General features: G+C 39.5%; 10 protein-coding genes. 2 read left to right on the top strand and 8 right to left on the bottom strand.

The features are described from left to right. Window position 1: 1 nt before the first annotated feature. From CGC50_RS11690 to CGC50_RS11660, 7 genes are all read right to left on the bottom strand, one after another. Window positions 2-3,046 carry a SusC/RagA family TonB-linked outer membrane protein gene (locus CGC50_RS11690; protein ID WP_095910945.1) on the bottom strand — a complete coding sequence of 1,015 codons (3,045 nt, stop codon included), beginning with the start codon at window positions 3,044-3,046 and terminating at the stop codon, window positions 2-4. 998 nt (window positions 3,047-4,044) lie between these two features. Then, on the bottom strand, window positions 4,045-6,180 hold the full coding sequence (locus CGC50_RS11685; protein ID WP_095910944.1) for a TonB-dependent receptor: 2,136 nt from the start codon (window positions 6,178-6,180) through the stop codon (window positions 4,045-4,047). A 90-nt stretch (window positions 6,181-6,270) separates the two neighbouring features. After that, entirely contained in the window at window positions 6,271-7,158 is an 888-nt protein-coding gene (locus CGC50_RS11680; RefSeq protein ID WP_198541609.1) for a hypothetical protein, read from the bottom strand. Between the two features lie 29 nt (window positions 7,159-7,187). After that, the gene (locus CGC50_RS11675) at window positions 7,188-8,864 is read right to left on the bottom strand and encodes a DKNYY domain-containing protein (protein WP_095910943.1); all 1,677 of its coding nucleotides are present in this window, start codon (window positions 8,862-8,864) and stop codon (window positions 7,188-7,190) included. Window positions 8,865-8,927: 63 nt separating this feature from the next. Continuing rightward, window positions 8,928-10,544, bottom strand: a complete 1,617-nt coding sequence (locus tag CGC50_RS11670) for a DKNYY domain-containing protein (RefSeq protein ID WP_095910942.1) — start codon at window positions 10,542-10,544, stop codon at window positions 8,928-8,930. A gap of 53 nt (window positions 10,545-10,597) precedes the next feature. Next, the gene (locus CGC50_RS11665; RefSeq protein ID WP_095910941.1) at window positions 10,598-12,289 is read right to left on the bottom strand and encodes a DKNYY domain-containing protein; all 1,692 of its coding nucleotides are present in this window, start codon (window positions 12,287-12,289) and stop codon (window positions 10,598-10,600) included. A 39-nt stretch (window positions 12,290-12,328) separates the two neighbouring features. After that, window positions 12,329-14,026, bottom strand: a complete 1,698-nt coding sequence (locus CGC50_RS11660) for a DKNYY domain-containing protein (RefSeq protein ID WP_232781126.1) — start codon at window positions 14,024-14,026, stop codon at window positions 12,329-12,331. A gap of 72 nt (window positions 14,027-14,098) precedes the next feature. On the opposite strand from CGC50_RS11660, the gene CGC50_RS11655 reads away from it, so the two are divergent. Continuing rightward, complete coding sequence (locus tag CGC50_RS11655) at window positions 14,099-14,923, top strand: helix-turn-helix domain-containing protein (RefSeq protein WP_002669455.1); 825 nt, start codon at window positions 14,099-14,101, stop codon at window positions 14,921-14,923. 76 nt (window positions 14,924-14,999) lie between these two features. Next, window positions 15,000-15,632: a DUF417 family protein gene (locus CGC50_RS11650; RefSeq protein WP_002669485.1), complete on the top strand. Its 633-nt coding sequence runs from the start codon at window positions 15,000-15,002 to the stop codon at window positions 15,630-15,632. Between the two features lie 68 nt (window positions 15,633-15,700). Here CGC50_RS11650 and CGC50_RS11645 read toward each other — a convergent pair whose 3' ends face one another. Next, complete coding sequence (locus tag CGC50_RS11645) at window positions 15,701-16,876, bottom strand: alpha-hydroxy acid oxidase (protein ID WP_002669402.1); 1,176 nt, start codon at window positions 16,874-16,876, stop codon at window positions 15,701-15,703. Window positions 16,877-17,149: the final 273 nt, after the last annotated feature.

Genomic DNA, 17,149 nt, shown 5'->3' with positions numbered 1-17,149 from the left:
TTTAGAATTTAAGTTCGACACCAAAAGTAAACTGACGAGAAGGAGGGTATCCTCCTATAGATATAGGTTGTGTAAATTCTGGATCTGCTCCTTCGTACTTGGTTATCGTAAAAACATTACGAGCAGTACCATAGAGGCGTACCCCTTGGAAGAATCCCACTTGTTCTATCACTTCCTTAGGCAAACGGTAACTTAGGGTAATCCCCTTTAGACGAATAAAATCTGCATTTTGGATAAGGCGAGAATCACTTCCCTGTACGAAAGTCGCTTCGGTAATTTTAGGATGGCGAGTAACATCCCCCGGTTGTTTCCAATAATCAAATACATTACGGCTTAGGTTTCCATTAGCAAAAGTGTTAGGGTTCTCTATATAGATCATATCCCTATTCTCTACCCAACGACCTATGGAGAAGGAAAAATTCATATCCAAACTAAAGCCGCCATAAGTAATATCCCATCCGAAACCACCATTGACTGGAGCATGCATCTTCTTACCTGTGGTCTGTCCCAAATTCAAGTTATATTCTGTAGTTATCTGAGAGTCATCGGTTTGTTTTTCCATTTTATCCTCTCCTGGTTTATACCACTCGATAAGTCCTGTATCGGGATTAACTCCCTTGTGTAGCACTGCTGTATACTCAAGAGCTTTTCCTACCTTGAATCCAATTTTGTCACGAGCATTGACCAAGGACTGTCTTCCATCGAAAATTTCAACAATCTTTTGTTGATTATAGTTGAAGTTAAAATAAGGGCGTATACTAAGGTTATTTGCCTCATTGTAATACACACGTGATGATATAGAGAGGTCTATCCCTTGGTTTTGCATTCCGCCGGTATTGCCATAGAGTTGTGTATATCCACTGGAACTATTGTTATCACGGTAAGAAAGCGCATCATAGGTACGACGGTTATAGTACTCTACATTAAGCGAAGTATTGTAAAGGAATACCACATTGAGCCCTACACTGGTTTTTGTCTGTTCCTCCCAACGAATGTCAGGATTTCCTAACCTACTAAGGGTATATCCTGTCTGTCCTTGGTATAGAGCCATTGGACTTATTACGTTGAGGTTACTATAGTTAAGTCCTCCTGTATTTCCAGAGAGTCCTGTACTGAAGCGCAAGTTAAGATCGGTAAGCCATTTGACCTCTTTGAGGAAATTCTCTTTTTTAAGTTTCCACATAGCCCCTACTGCCCAGAAGTTGGCATAGCGATTGTTGCGTCCAAAATTAGAAGAGCCATCACGACGGCCTGAAAGATCTAAGAAAAAGCGCCCTTGATAGTCGTACTCCAAGCGAGAGAAAAATGAGTTAAAAGCACTCACCATCTTGTTATCTGCTATAGAGAGATCTTTATTTCCATGAACCAACATAGACAATCCATCAGAAGGCTGTCCTCCGGTATTATTAGTCAAAGTCTTGCTGATATTTTCAATAGATTCTTGCCCAAGCAAGGCAGTAAAATGATGAGAATCCCCTAAGAGAAACTTATATTCCAAAGTATTAGTAAAAGTTTTCTTATAAGCCTTACTCTCGCTGAGCTGTGTATAAGGAGTCATCTCATAACCGAACTTATAATCAGTAAAAGAATGTAATTGTTTGGATTGAGATTCTCCAGAGCTATATTGTATCCCTGCTTGTGTTTTGAATACTAAGTTCTTGATAGGTTCCACCGTCAAGTATCCTATGGGCATCACATCGATTCCATAAGAGCCATAAGGATGTTTTTCAGCATCGTACTCAGGGTGGTAGAAACCTGTAGCACGACCGGTAATTCCTCGGATAAAATTCTTTCTTGACCCATCAGGGTTATAAGGGGTATAGAGAGGCAAGGCCAAGACCCTTCCTCCTACTACAGAAGAGCGTCCCCCTTCACTTTCGGTATAGCTCATAGAAAGAGAGACTCCTGCTTTGAGCCACTTGTTGATACGTGTATCTATACTTGAATTGAGGTTATAGCGGTGATAGTCCAAAGAAGGAGCGGTAGATCCCTCTTGCTTGAGATGTCCCAAGGAGAAGTAATACGCCATATTCTCGGTTCCTCCAGATACAGAAACATCTGTACGTGAAGTGGGTACAAAATCACGGAAGAAAATCTTATCCCAGCGTGTGTTATAAGGATTTTCTTTCAATATCTTTTCGATAGCAGCATCGGTATCGCCTGACACCCCTGCTGCAGAGCGAATTGCACCAGGGTCACGCTGAGCCCAGAAGTCCATATACTCACGAGGAGACATCATGTTGTCAAAGAATTTACGACTGGCACTGGTGATAGCATTGAACCCTACTTGATGGCTGATGGAAATACTCGCTGGTTGGTTGTACTTACCACGCTTGGTTGTAATAAGAATCACCCCATTGGCAGCACGCGCTCCATAGATAGAGGTAGAAGCAGCATCCTTGAGAACAGTAATACTTTCAATATCATTGGGGTTGATACTGGACATGATATCATCATCCACTTGAACTCCATCCACGATAAAGAGGGGATCCTGTCGAGAAGCATTCCCACGAAGTGCCGCTTGGAAGTTGTTAAACCCATGGATGAGCACCTTGGAGGTAGTTCCTGGTCGGCCAGAGTCAGTGGTTACCACCATCCCCGATACACGGCCTGCAAGTGCATCCATGGCATTGGCCGTCGGAGTTTCAGCCATTTCTTTTCCTTGTATGGTCTCTACTGAAGCTACTGTCTTACTGGCTACCTTAGGTGCCCCATAACCGGTGAAGACAAGCCCTGTATCGATCTCCTGAACATCGTCCTGTAGGACAACATTGATCACCGAAGATTTTTGAGTTACCTTCTTCTCCACCTGCTTCATTCCTAAAAAGGAATAATAAAGTATATCCCCTACATTGGCCTCGATGGTATAAGCACCCTTATCATTGGTAGTAGCACCCTTACTTGTCCCTTTGATAAGAATATAGGTGCCCATAATAGGATCTCCTTGTCCATCTTTTACCGTTCCTGTAACGGTTACTTTTTGCGCTAAAGCCCCTTGTATAGCTATAAAGAGAAGCGCAAATACATAGAAAATTCTTAGTTTCATTTTATTTTTTTAGAGGCTGCAAATTTCTATAAAAAAAATGAAACTAACAAATATTTCTTTATTTTCTTTTATTAATAAAAAAAATCTCTTTGTTTTTTAAGAAAAATAGATAAGAGGTAATAAGTAATTTAAGTTCCGCAAGTCGTTTTTAGAATACAATTAAGATTATAAATATTTATATTACAAACAAAACCTCCCCCTATCCCCCTCCGAGAGGGGGAAAGCCAGCGAGTGCTCACAGCTGGGTATGTGGGATGCGTTGAAAAGGTAAAAACTGTTTGTCAATACGTAAAATTTTCTCTCTATAACTCATTGAGAATCATAAACTATTTATGGAACTTACGAAACTTGAATAAGTAACAAGTTCCCCCTTTACGCTGATGTGCTTCTTGTAGTAAGCGCCTATTATAGATGAAGCTAAAGGCTTCCCTATGATACACTCGTACCAAAATGAGGGAGAATTGTGACAATATAAAAGCAAATTATAACAATGAAAGGACGAATTACACCAATTCAAAGATGAATTGCAATAATATAAGGGCGAATTGCAATTCGCCCCTACAGTGTGCAACTTTATCATATACTCGGCGTGAGCACTCGCTAACTTTACCTATTACCTGTTAATATAAGGGCGAATTGCAATTCGCCCCTACAGTGTGCGACTTTATCATATACCCAGCACGAGCACTTGCTGACTTTACCTATTACTTGCTAATATAAGGGCGAATTGCAATTCGCCCCTACAGTGTGCGACTTTATCATATACTCGGCGTGAGCACTCGCTGACTTTACCTATTACTTGCTAATATAAGGGCGAATTGCAATTCGCCCCTACAGTGTGCGACTTTATCATATACTCGGCGTGAGCACTCACTGACTTTACCTATTACCTGCTAATATAAGGGCAAATTGCAATTCGCCCCTACAGTGTGCGACTTTATCATATACCCAGCACGAACAGTCGCTGACTTTACCTATTACCTGTTAAGGTTTATTCCCTAATACTTGTAAGTAAGATTTAGGTTGAAGTAGCGGCCATTGCCATGAGCATATTCGGCATCACGGGCAACAAGCATAGAGGCAGGGGTATAATACACCTTATCGGCGAGGTTCTCCACTCCTAAGCCTATAGATAGATTCTTATTGAAGGTATAACCTGCACTGAGGGAGAAGAGGTCTATAGGAGAGACTACCCCTTCGCCTTCGGTATATACTCCTTGGTTATTAGGAGTAAAGCGGTCACGGCTGCCTGTGTGTAGGTAATTGACCTGAAAGTAGCTCTTAGCAGTTGGGGTAACTCTTACATAAGCACTTGCCTTAGGCGCAGGAATAGAAGTACCACTCATATAACCGTCCCAAGGGCCATCCTCGGTAGATTTCTTTTCCCCTTCGAAAGAGATGAAGCTACCGCCAAAGGTAAGCCAGTTGGTAGGGAAGAAATCTGCATTCACCTCAAAACCATATACCTTCTGTGGGCTCCTATCCACTACCCAGAAACCACTTACTGACTTGAGGTCGCTACCGAGCTTGGAATAGGTATAGAAGTAAGAGCCGCTCAGGTGTACATATTTACCTATTTCGGAATAAGCCCCAATCTCATAATTATCCGTTTTGACAGGTTCTGTGTTGATCTTAGAGAGTACATCGGCCTTAGCAGCGCGGAGGGTACGGCCTAAGTCAAAGATAGAAAATCCTTGAGAATAAGAAGCAAAAGGCTGGAAGTACTTGAGCTGGTTGTAAGCAATCCCCACATTGGGAGAGAGGTTATTGTAGGAGAGTTCCCCACCTTTTACATAGACACGAGGATCGGTATTTTTGAGCCTAAGCACCTGATAGTCTGGCACAGCCACGTCTATATAATCATAGCGTAGTCCTGCCTTGAGTACATAGTGGTTGAAGAAAGTCGTTTTGGTTTGCAAGAAAGGAGCTGAGTTGTAGGAAGTCAGTTCAGGCATCCAGTAACGCCCATCTACAAGGGGCTGACTGGTCTTATCAATCAAGGCATCTATTCCATAGAGCAGTTGGGTAAAGATGTTCTCCCCAAGGAGCAATTTGGTCGTAAGCTGGGTACGGATTCCGTATTTCTCCCCTTTGACAGTTGCTTGTCCGCTGGAGCTTTCCCAACGTGGACTCTTGGCATTATGCTTGCGATAATCAAAAACAGCATACTGGTGTTGGGTGAAGGCAGAAAGCTCCAAGTCGGTATGGGCGAAGATATTATTGGAATTGAACTTCACGTAAGCATTGTGATTGTAGCGCATCCCCTCATCCTGAGCAGCGGGATCCTTGCTACCATAGACTCCAATACGAGGGCTCTGCAAATACTTTCCTCCAGAGGCAACCAAAGGAGTATGTTGCAGGCTCTGGTAAAAGTTATACATGACCTCTACTGTGTTATCCTCATCGAACTGGTAGCCAAGCTTTACCAAACCATTATAGGTACGTACATCGCCCAAGCCATAGCGAGGAGAGATGTACTCCCCTGCCCCATCCACAGCCGAGCCTGTCTGTGTAAGAGCACCGTCAAGTAGGTAAGAAAAGCCCTTATAGTTACCCGAGAACTGCTGATTGAAGCGGTAACCAAAGCCTCTGTTTTCCTTGAAAGAATCTCTGCCCGAAGCCCCTAAGGAGGTCTGCCCACTGAAAGCTACCCCTTTAGGTGCTTTCTTGGTTACGATATTCATAATCCCCCCGATGGCACCATTTCCATAAATAGCTGTAGAACCTTTCACAATCTCAATACGCTCTACTGCCGCAGGGTCTATAGAGCGTATATCGCGGTCGGTGGAGCGCAAGGGCGTAGATTGAGGAATCCCATCGATAAGTACTAAGAGTGCACGCCCGCGTAAGTTCTGATAGCGGTTATTGGTCGTATTGGTAGAGAGCGCCATGGCTGGCTCAATCATTCCTATAAGATGCGACATATCGGGTGCAATCTTAATAAACTGTTGGAGTTTCTTTTGGTCAATAATCGTCACATTGGCCACCGCATCGGTTTTCTTTTCCTCTATACGATTGGCAGTGATTACGACTTCCTCTAAGCCTAAGGTATCTTTCTCTATACCATGCGTTTTGGGTTGTTGCGCATAACTAATTGCAGAAAAAGACATGGCAAAAATCGCTATTTTCTTCATAAAAACAATTTATATATTTGGGTGCAAATATATAAAATTATTTAGAAATAAAATAAATAAATTTAATTTACCAATTAGCTCATTCTCTCATTACTTAATGGGTGAGTAGAAATAACGATGTTCGTAGATAAATTTGTAGTCTCCAGAATTTTGGGTTCGGTACACTTTTTCAGAGAGAATGGCTTTCTTAGGCTTCCGGTTTTCATAGTTTTGCTTCCATTTGTCTAAAACTTCCTCATAGAGAATATCGGGGGCATAGGTATACACTCTTTTTTCTTCCTTTGTAAATCCTACTTTGGGATCCCTTAGCTCATACAGTTCTATTTCACTGATATTCCCTGAGTTATCATAAGAAAATTTTTGCTTATCTTTGTAGTTATCCATTTCTATATACAGCTTTTCTATGACTTCACCTTTCTTATTATACTTCTCTTGAGGAGCTACCTTTTTCTTGGGATTTAGCTCCTGCATAGAGAAATAATGCCACAGTTTAGGAGGGTCATAGGTAATAACTTCCCAACCTTTTTGCGTTTTCTCTCCATTCTCTTCCTTTTTGAGATATAGCTTGCCATCTATATTCTCAAAATAAGAAGTTCTAAGGATTTTCCAGTCTCCTATTTTATTTTTACGATACATTTTCTCTTGTATTTCCGCTCCCCTATATACATAATGAATCATTTCCTGCTTCTCCCATTTCTTAATGGCTTCGTCATACGTATAAACCGTCTGACTTAGTAGGCTATCCAGTGGACTATACTCACAGATATATTTAGTCCTATCCCCCCATTCTCCTTTTGTCTCGTCTATCATAGTAACCGTTCTTGTCTTGGGATCATAGGACTGATGAAAGGTCTTATATACATATTCTATTTCGTTAGAATAGAGCTGGATTTGCTGGATACTATCTAACTGCCAGCGCTTCTGCTGCGCTTGCAGGGAGAAACAAAGCAATAGAGAGATTATTGAAACTATCTTCATAAAAGTTTTGAGTTTTGAGTTTTGAGTTGCTATTGTTGGTTTAATAATTTACTGGCTTGCTCATCAGTTAATGGACACATTACCCCTGTTCCACCTAACTCGGCAAGCCAATACCCCTGAACATTCTTAAAGAGATAGAAATTAGTTTCATGTTTGGTATACACACCACTGCCATTTCGATGACCTGTATAAATAGCTAAGAGATCTACATTCTTGTTTTTGAACAACCTTATAGTGCCATAATAGCAATAATTCTTATCGGCTAAGAAACCATTGCCCAACGTGGTTAAAGTAGGGGTATCATATCCCTTAACAACCTGTAGTTTTTCTTCTCCTATCCATCTGTCGTAATAATACACTTTGTTCTTATCTTTGTAGAAGCTACCTCCCAAGCGTACAAAAGTATTGGCATCTGCCTTCTGAGGCGTTTGAGCAATGTATATCTTATTGTTAGCTTTGTACAAATCATAGTCAAAAACCTCTTGTATTTTATTCTTTTTACCCGTAGCATTATTCACCAAGAGCAATTTTCCTTCTTTGAGATCTTCTATTTCTTTTGGAGTCAGATTAGGTAAATACTGTTCTTCACCTTCTTCAAAAGGATAAAAAGCCTGATTGAGATAGATCACATAATCTCCTTTGTCAGAATCATAGAAAGTATTCTTCCCGAATATAGGAGGTTCTGTATAATGAAAAGGCATTTTTTTATCGTCAACATAATAAATGCCATTTTTATCATATTTAAAATTCGAATTAGGAATCATCTCAAAGGTAGGAGCATCGTAATCTGTTTTGTAATTAATTCCCGCACTTTCTAAATAGACAGTTTCTCCATCAGAAATATATTGGCTATCTAATTGGTCAAAAACACGTATATTAGCAAAATTTTTCTTTGCTATAAGCACTTGATATCTCTCATAGAATATATGATCTTTGTCCATAGCATAGTGCTTTGAGAGAGGTCTAAGTGTCTTGGCATCAACTTCCTCCATTTCTATCCATTTAAGACTTCCTAAACCAAAATCAGGCCTATATAGCACATATTTTGAGGTTTTAAAAAGTATATTGTTTATATTTTCTATTCTTTCCCCTTTGTATAAGACAGGCTCTCCCTTATAATAAGTATTATTTTTATCAGAGATTAGTTCAAAATATTTATTTGTTCTCACAGAAGGGCTATGAGAACCTACTATTTTATTTTCGTAATAATAGAGGTAATCCTTATCCTTAAAATAACAGCCACTAAAATACTCCACCGCCTCAAAGGAGGTTGGGTCAGCTACCTCTATTTCTTGAGTCCCTAAAAAAGCCTTTTGATTGGTACGCCATAGATATTCCACCCCCTTATAGACGCCTCCTTCCCCTCTGGGGCGTTCCTTCTCCCCTACTACCTTAAATCCTGTAGTATCAATAGGAAAGAAAACACCTTGGTAATAAATACCATTTTTGTCCATCGCAAATCCATCTATCTTAAGCTGAAAAGAAGGCATATCTGCCGAGAATTCATGGCGCGTATCACAGGTTTGGTATATCAGCCTATTTTGGTTTAGGATATACCCCTCTACATATCGGCAACCACTATTCCAGTTTTGCGATACGTCTAAGCTACTCACCTTAGTGGCATCGGTAACTTGTAGGATTTCTTTTTGGGCAAAAAGATAGGGGCTTACACAAAAAAGCCATAAAAGTAATATAAAAAATCTCATAATAGTTTCGAGTTTTGAGTTTTGAGTTTTGAATTTTGAGTTTTGAGTTTTGAGTTTTGAGTTTTAATTAATTATTGGCAAGTTATATTCAGTTCCTAAGAACTCAACAAAGACCCCGCCTCCTATCTTGACCAACCAATAACCTTCAGCGTTTTTGAAGAGATAGAAATCAGAGGCAGGCATAGAAGGATGACTACAATAATGACGATGCCCTTGGTAAGAAGCTAAAAGTTCTGCTTTGTCACTCTTTATAAGCCGTATAGAAAGATAATATACATAATCCTTATCCTTTAGGAAGAATCTATCAAAAGCAGCCTTCAAAGAAGCTATATCATATCCCTCTATAAAAGTTATTTTTTGTTGGGCAGAAAAATACACTCTATTTTTATCTTTTCCTAATGAATTATATTGTCCTGTATATAGATATTTGAAAGTAGCTTCGTCTGCACTCTGGGGATAGGATTTTTTTGAGGTTTTCTCCCATAACTGATGTGGATAAATATTTCTTCTTTTGACTTCTTCTATCTGCTCTTGTGTGAGGGTATACACTTTGTCCTCCCAATAATCATACACTTGATTATTATAAAAAACATTTCCATTGAGATAAGATAGATTCTTTCCTAACCTAACAGGCACTTTATAATCAAAAGGAATTTTCTCTGACACATCATGACTTTTGTAGACCCCCTTTTTATCATATAGATAATCATCGCCTAATATTCCAAATGTCTTGGCATCAAGATTTATTTTTTGATTTCGCCCTCTGAAAATATCCACTCCATCAGTAATATATTCATTAAAAGCTCGAATTCTTCTTTTGTTTTTGATAGGAACAAGTAAGGTATCAGCCTTATAAGTTCGGGCATAATAGACATTTTTCTTATCCATCGCATAGGTTTCGGATAATCCCTTAAGAGAATGTACATCCACAAAATCGGGAAGCTCTACGAATTCATTCTCATAAGTATCTTTATTATTTTTGAATATAAGCGCATAGTGAGGTGTTTTAAAGATATTACTTGTGAGCTGTGTTAGGCTCTCCCCTTTGTAGGTGAAGACTTCTCCCTTGTAATAAGTATTATTCTTATCAGCGACAACCTCTGAAAGAGAATATGAGGGACGAATACTCTGAACATCGGCTCCTTCTACTCTTTTGCCACGATAGTATAGATAGTTCTTATCCCTATGATATAAATCATTAAAATATCTCAGACTTTTGAAAGTATGAGGGTCTGCCTCTGGGATTTCTTCTGTATTGAAATATACTTTATGATGGGTTCTCCAAATACAATCTTTGCCTGAGGGGAAGTACTCCCCCTGAGCAATAGGCTTATCCATAATGGCAATCAAATGACACCCAAAATCAGAAGGAAAAAACTTTCCTTCAAAATAGACACCATTTTTGTCCTTGGCAATAATATTTTTATCCATAAGATAATTGTTCCAATCATCTAATTGAAAAGTCTTCATATCTGGATGGATTATTTCTCTTGACTTTCCTTCTTGATAGATTACATAATTATCATTGATAAGATACCCTTGGTTATAGATAGGCTGTACCTCTGCTTTGAGCCCTTCTTGTATCTGAGCAGGTTTTATATAAGCTGTATCCGTATCCTCTTGAGCCACTGCTGGATATATCCCTATACAAAAGAGGAAAATATAGACTACCTTTATCATAGTTTTGAGTTTTGAGTTTTGAGTTTTGAGTTTTGAGTTTTAAGTTGTTATTGTTAATCTTTACTTTGGCGTATTTCTTTAAATTCTGTACCTAAGAACTCCACATTTACAAAATATTGTGTATAGTAATAGAAATCTCCTTTGTCATCAAACTCATATTCAGTCATTTTTTCAGGACATACAGACCAATATCCTTCTGCATTCTTAAACAAATAAAAATCAGGCAGCTTGTGCTCGTAGGCAGCTCCTTGGTAAATAGCCAAAAGCGATACCTCTTTGCTTTTGAACAACCTTTGTGTCTTATAATAGAGATAATCCTTATCCATAAGAAAATCCCCAAAAACGGGTTGTAGTGTTGAGTTATCATAACCTTTTACTACATGAACCCCATCTTGGCATAGATAAACATGGTTCTTATCCCGATAAAAATTAGGGGCAAAGTAAGGATCAAAAGTAGCCATATCCACTCCTTGTACAGGCTTTTCCATATAATACAATTGGTTATCCGCTTTGTAATACTTGCTATCATAGGACTCTTGTACAAAAAGTACCTTCCCCTGATGTGACCTATGTACATGTTTGCCTTGTTTGAGTAGCTGAACTTGTTCTTGTGTAAGTCCTTTTACATATGGATCATGCCATAGTGAATATTCTTTAGTTATATATAGTTGATTTTCATAGATAATATAATCTCCTACACTAAAGAGATTCTTGCCATATACGGGCGTTCTTTTTATCTTGAAAGGTAACTTCTTCTCCCAGGCATAGATACCATACTTATCATACTGATAGAGATCATAGGAGCACTGAAAGATTCCGAAAGTAGCAGGATCATATTCCCTGACTTTTTGCTCCCCCCTATACAGATACCTGCCATCGTATATATAACGCTCATAAGCCTTTACCTTAGACAGGTCAAGCTTGGTGGTAGGCATCTGACAATAGGACGATTCTTCTACTAAATAAAGATGGTGCTTATCTATCATAAAATTAAAAGAAAGTTCTCTGAGTGTTGGAATATCAAAATCTCCTGTAATAGGGGTGAAAATGACTTCCTCTTCACCTGAAAAATCAGCTTGTAGTACCTCCTTGGTCGTTTTAAATAAGAGACCTGAGAGTTGTTCTACACTTTCTCCTTGGTACATGAGTGGTTTTCCTTGGTAGTATATATGATTTTTATCATAAATAAAATCTTCGAAAAACCTTCTTTCCACATTCAAAGAAGATATATCAGCACCTTCTACCTTTTGGTCATAGTAATAGAGGTTGTTTTTGTCCTTGAAATATCTACCCCAAGCTTCTCCTATGGGTTCAAAAGTGGCGGGGTCAGCCAAAGAGAGTTCTTTTTTGGCAAAAAAGATTTTCTTATCTGTACGCCAAAGATAACCATGGTTATCCTTGTATGTTAAGATCTTAAAGCCTATGGCATCAGTACAGATAAGGTTTCCCTTGTAATACACTCCATTTTTATCTATAGCAAAGCCCCCTTTTCTCTTAAAAGAAGCCAAATCAGCCGTTACAAGTCTTCTAATCGTATCACAATCCTGATAGGCTATATATTCCTTATTGATTATATAAGTCTCAGGCACATACTTACACTTCCCAGGGTGAAGTTGTCGAGGTGTTGTATCTGCATCGGTTACGATTATGGGATCAAAAGCACCCATTATAGGTGTCTGATACCTAACCATAGGAGATTTAGCACAAGAGACAAGTAATAGCGTACAAAGTAAAAGACGGTTCATAAGAGTTTTGAGTTTTGAGTTCTGAGTTTTGAGTTATTATTAGTCATTTTTTAATTCACTCATTTTTAGTTCTGTACCCAAAAAGCGGATTACATTTTCGTCACCTAACTCGGCGAGCCAATACCCCTGGTCATTCTTAAAAAGATAATAGTCGGTAGTAGGGGTGCGATCCTGACTACATCCCATACGGTAGCCTGTATAGCATGCTAAAACCTCTACATTTTTATTTTTAAAAAGCCTTGTAGTGCCATAATAGTAATAATCCTTATCCATCATAAACCCATTGGAATCTCCCTTGAGTGTAGCTACATCATACCCCTCTACCATCAGAAAATGTGCTTCTTTCTCACTCCATCTGTCATAGTAGTATATGTGATTTTTATCCTTATAAAAATAACCCGTTAAGTACTCAAAGGTAGCTGCATCTATGTCTTTTTGTAGCTCCTCTCCTATATAAATATGCCCGTCCACTTTATAAAGATTATAGTCATACTTTTCCTTTTTTTGAGGAGGTTCCTTATGAGGAGGTAACAAATCCTTAAGCGAGGTCTTTCCTTGTTTGAGTATTTCTATCTGTTGGGAGGAGAGATCCTTTATGTATATACTATCACCACTGTCACGATAGTAAGCCTGATCTTCATAAATAAAGAGATTTTTTTCATCTATATAGAAAAGATTTTTCCCATACTCAGGACGCTTTGTATAGCGAAAAGGTAGTTTTTTACGCCAATTATAGATTCCATTCTTATCATACTGATAGTAATAATGCCCTGGAATGACCCTAAAAGTAGCTGCATCATATCTTTCTTTAGGCTCTCTCTCATGATAAACGGTAGAACCCACCACAACAAATTCGGTAAACGCTCTTATTGAGGAGAACTCTTCCTTGGAAACAGGCATTCTGAATCCTCTATCTGGTACAGAATAAAAAGAAGGAATATAATACAGATGATTCTTGTCTATCAGATAAGAGTCTGAGAGTGTTCTAAGGGTTGGGATATCGAACGGTTCCGAATGCAATTCTACCAATATGGAATGGGTTTGCTTATCTTCCTTACCATCATAACCCAATACATATTTAGAAGTTTTGAAGATCTTAGAGGTCATTTGCTCTACCACCTCTCCCTTATAATAGAGGCGTTTTCCCTTATAATAGACATTTTTACCCTCATTGAGGAGTTCGTCTCTACTGAGTTTTTCATTGACGAGATTAGGGTCTACTCCTTTTATGATTTGATCATAATAATATACGTGATTCTTGTCCCTAAAATAACAATACGTAAGCGCTTCAAAGGTCTGAGGATCAGGAACAGAAAGCCGTTTTGTTCCAAAGAATACGCCCCCATTGGTACGCCAATAATAGGCAGCAATACCATTTACATACCCCTTTATCTCCTTAACCTCTCGACTTGCCAATACCCTAAGTCCTGTGGTATCTACTTTTACGAATTGCCCCTGATAATAGACCCCTTTTTTATCCACTGCGAAACCATAACCCCTATATTTTATTTGGAAGGTCTCCCTATCGGGACGGAAAGTAACTGCTGCATCGCAAGCCTGGTAAATCATATAATCCTTGTTATAGATAAACCCTTCGTTATATTTACAACGTGCCGATCGACTTTCTAACTTGAGGTGTTCCACTGGCTTGGCATCTGTAAGCTGTATCTTACGATATTGTGCCGTACTATGCTGCATTATAGTCAGTACTAATATCCCATATAAAACATATTTCATAAAAACATCTTCTACTTTGCGACAAATATACTCATTTTTTCTTAATTTTGTACCCTGATAGCCGATTATTTTATGACTTACCAGAATATTCATATCAACAGTGCTGCCCCTGGGGATTTTGCTCAAGGAGAACATACTACCCTATACTATATCTTTCTCTTACAGGGAGATAGCCACTTTAGTGTCGACTTCAACGAATACCATTCCCAAGGCTATTCCCTACTGTTTCTCTCCCCTTACCAGTATTTCCAATGGAAGGAGAGGGCAGCAAAAATGGACTTTATTGCCTTCCATGGAGATTTCTATTGTATAGAGTACCACAAAAAAGAGGTGGCTTGTAACGGCTTATTATTCAACAACATATACCAACAACCCCACTTTGAGGTCTCTCAGGCGGTTTTTGGAGAATTGGAGAGTCTCTTGAAAAAGATGCAAGCCATTGCTTCAGACTCCAATCCTTACCAAATTGCAGTACTTAAGAGCTATTTGCAACTAATCTTGGCCATTGGAAGCCGAGAGAAACAGCATTTTTTGAGCCACTTAAAAGAAGAGAACCCACTGCAAAACCCCGTGGCCAATTTCCAAGAGCTTCTGGAAGCCAATTTCCTCAAGGAAAAGGATATCAGCTTCTATGCAGCGGTGTATCACCTTTCGGTGAGTGCTTTCTCCAAGCGTATCAAGCAGTATTATGGGAAGACCCCATCGGCACTGCTAAGGGAGCGCTTGGTTCTGGAGGCCAAAAAACTGCTACACCTCACCCATAAGTCGGTCAAGGAAATCGCCTTTGAACTCTGCTTTGAGGATGCTTTCTACTTCAGCCGCTACTTCAAGAAGGAGGTCGGGGTTTCCCCTAAGCAATTTCGAGAAAATGTAGGAATTTCGATCGTGGCAAAATAATCTATGCTTGTGGTAAAAAAGTCCATTCTTATATGGAAAATACATTGTATTTTTGCACCCTGAAAATAATATAGTCATGCAAACATTATTAGAAAAATTGGCTGGATTACAGTCACAGTTTATCAACTTTATTCGCATTGCGATCTTTATCGTAATGGCGTGGATTGGAGGCTTAAAAGTATGTCAGTACGAAGCCGACGGGATTGTTCCCTTTGTTACCAATAGCCCTTTTATGAGCTTCTTCTATGCTAACTCAGGTAAAACCGCTATCGATGAGAACGGTGTTACAGGAGAGGCTAACAAAGGCAAAGAAGTAGCAGAATACAAATTGCACAAGAACCCAGAGGGGAAAATGGTGGCTGCCAATATAGAATGGCACAAGCAGAACAACACCTATATCTTCTCCTATGGCTTAGGTACCGTAATTTGCCTAATTGGTTTGCTTACTCTTTTAGGTATATGGTCTCCTAAAATCGGGCTTATCGGTGGATTGCTTACTTTTGGTATGTCCATCGTTACCCTTTCGTTCCTTATCACTACCCCAGAGGTATATGTACCTAACTTAGGTGGTGATATGCCTACCCCTAACCATGGCTTCCCTTACCTATCAGGAGCAGGACGCTTGGTACTGAAAGACATTATCATGTCGGCCGGTGGACTTATTGCTGCTTCTGACGCAGCAAGACGCCTCTTGGGAAAGAGCAAATAAAAAACCATTAAGAAATAAATAGCCCCAAACCGCTCGGTTTGGGGCTATCCTTTTATACATTATGATAATTATTTTCTGGTAGGTAGTGGGTAGGTACCTTCTACAAGGATGCTCTTATCTACATCTTGGATATTGCGATGACCAGAGAAAGCCATAGTGGTATCCATTTCATCATAGAGGATTTGTAGGGCACGAGTTACCCCCTCTTCTCCATAAGCACCCAATCCGTATACTGGAGCACGGCCGAGCATGATTCCTTTAGCACCCAAAGCCCATGCCTTAAGCATATTCTGTCCTGTATAGAAACCAGAGTCTATCCATACCTCTGTCTGGCTACCTACAGCGCTTACAATATCTGGTAAGGCTTTGATAGAAGAAATAGTATCGTCCATCTGACGGCCACCATGGTTAGAAACGATGATAGCATCGGCACCGTATTTGACAGCTTCTTGTGCATCTTCTGGGGTCATAATCCCCTTGAGGATAATAGGGCCTCCCCAGAGTTCCTTAATCTCAGCTATATCCTTCCAGCTAAGGCTTGGGTCAAACTGTTCTTTAGTCCAAGAAGAGAGAGAAGAAAGGTCGGATACATTCTTGGCATGGCCGGCGATGTTGCGGAATGTCCAGCGACGGTTACCAAATACATAGCGCAATCCCCAAGGAATTTTAGTAGAAAGATTGAGTATATTAGGAATGGTAAATTTCGGAGGGGTAGAAAGACCATTCTTGATATCACGGTGACGGTTTCCAAGTACTTGCAAATCCACTGTAACCATAAGGGCAGAACACTTAGCTTCTTTGGCACGACGGATGAGATCCTTCATGAACTCACGGTCACGCATCACATAGAGCTGAAACCAGAAAGGTTCCACACCAGCCTCTACCAAGTCCTCAATAGAACAGATGGACATAGTAGAAAGGGTGAAAGGAATCCCAAACTTCTGAGCCGCTTTGGCCATATGGATTTCCCCATCAGCCCACATCATTCCCATAAAGCCCACAGGAGCGGTCATAGCAGGGAACTTCACCTTTTGTCCTAAGAGTGTAGTCTCAAGGGTACGGTTGTCCATATCTACCAAAATCCTCTGTTTGAACTTGATAGGATTGAAGTCTGATACATTCTCACGGTAGGTGGATTGTGTCCAAGACCCTGTATCCACATACTCATAAAACATTTTAGGTACATTGCGCTTACACACCACGCGTAAGTCCTCAATGTTAGTCATTTTTGTTAAATCTCTCATTCTATAATTTTTTTATACAATTGCTTCTATATCAAGAGGAAAAATTTCACCAAAGGAAACCACCCCCTCTGTTTCTCGCTGCAAATGTAAGAAATTATTTTGGTTTATGTCATATTTATTTCAAGTTTTTAACTCAAGTTTTGAAATTTATATAAGTTACTGATTTTCAAAATCTAACCCCTACTAATTTCCAAAACCTAACCCTACCCCCCTCGATGAGGGGATAGCCAGCGAATACCTACAGCTGGGTATGTGAAAGTAAGTCATAAATTC

The sequence above is a fragment of the Capnocytophaga gingivalis genome (assembly GCF_002302415.1).
GTDB classification, from domain to species: domain Bacteria; phylum Bacteroidota; class Bacteroidia; order Flavobacteriales; family Flavobacteriaceae; genus Capnocytophaga; species Capnocytophaga gingivalis.
This window is presented reverse-complemented; position numbering and strand designations above follow the sequence as displayed.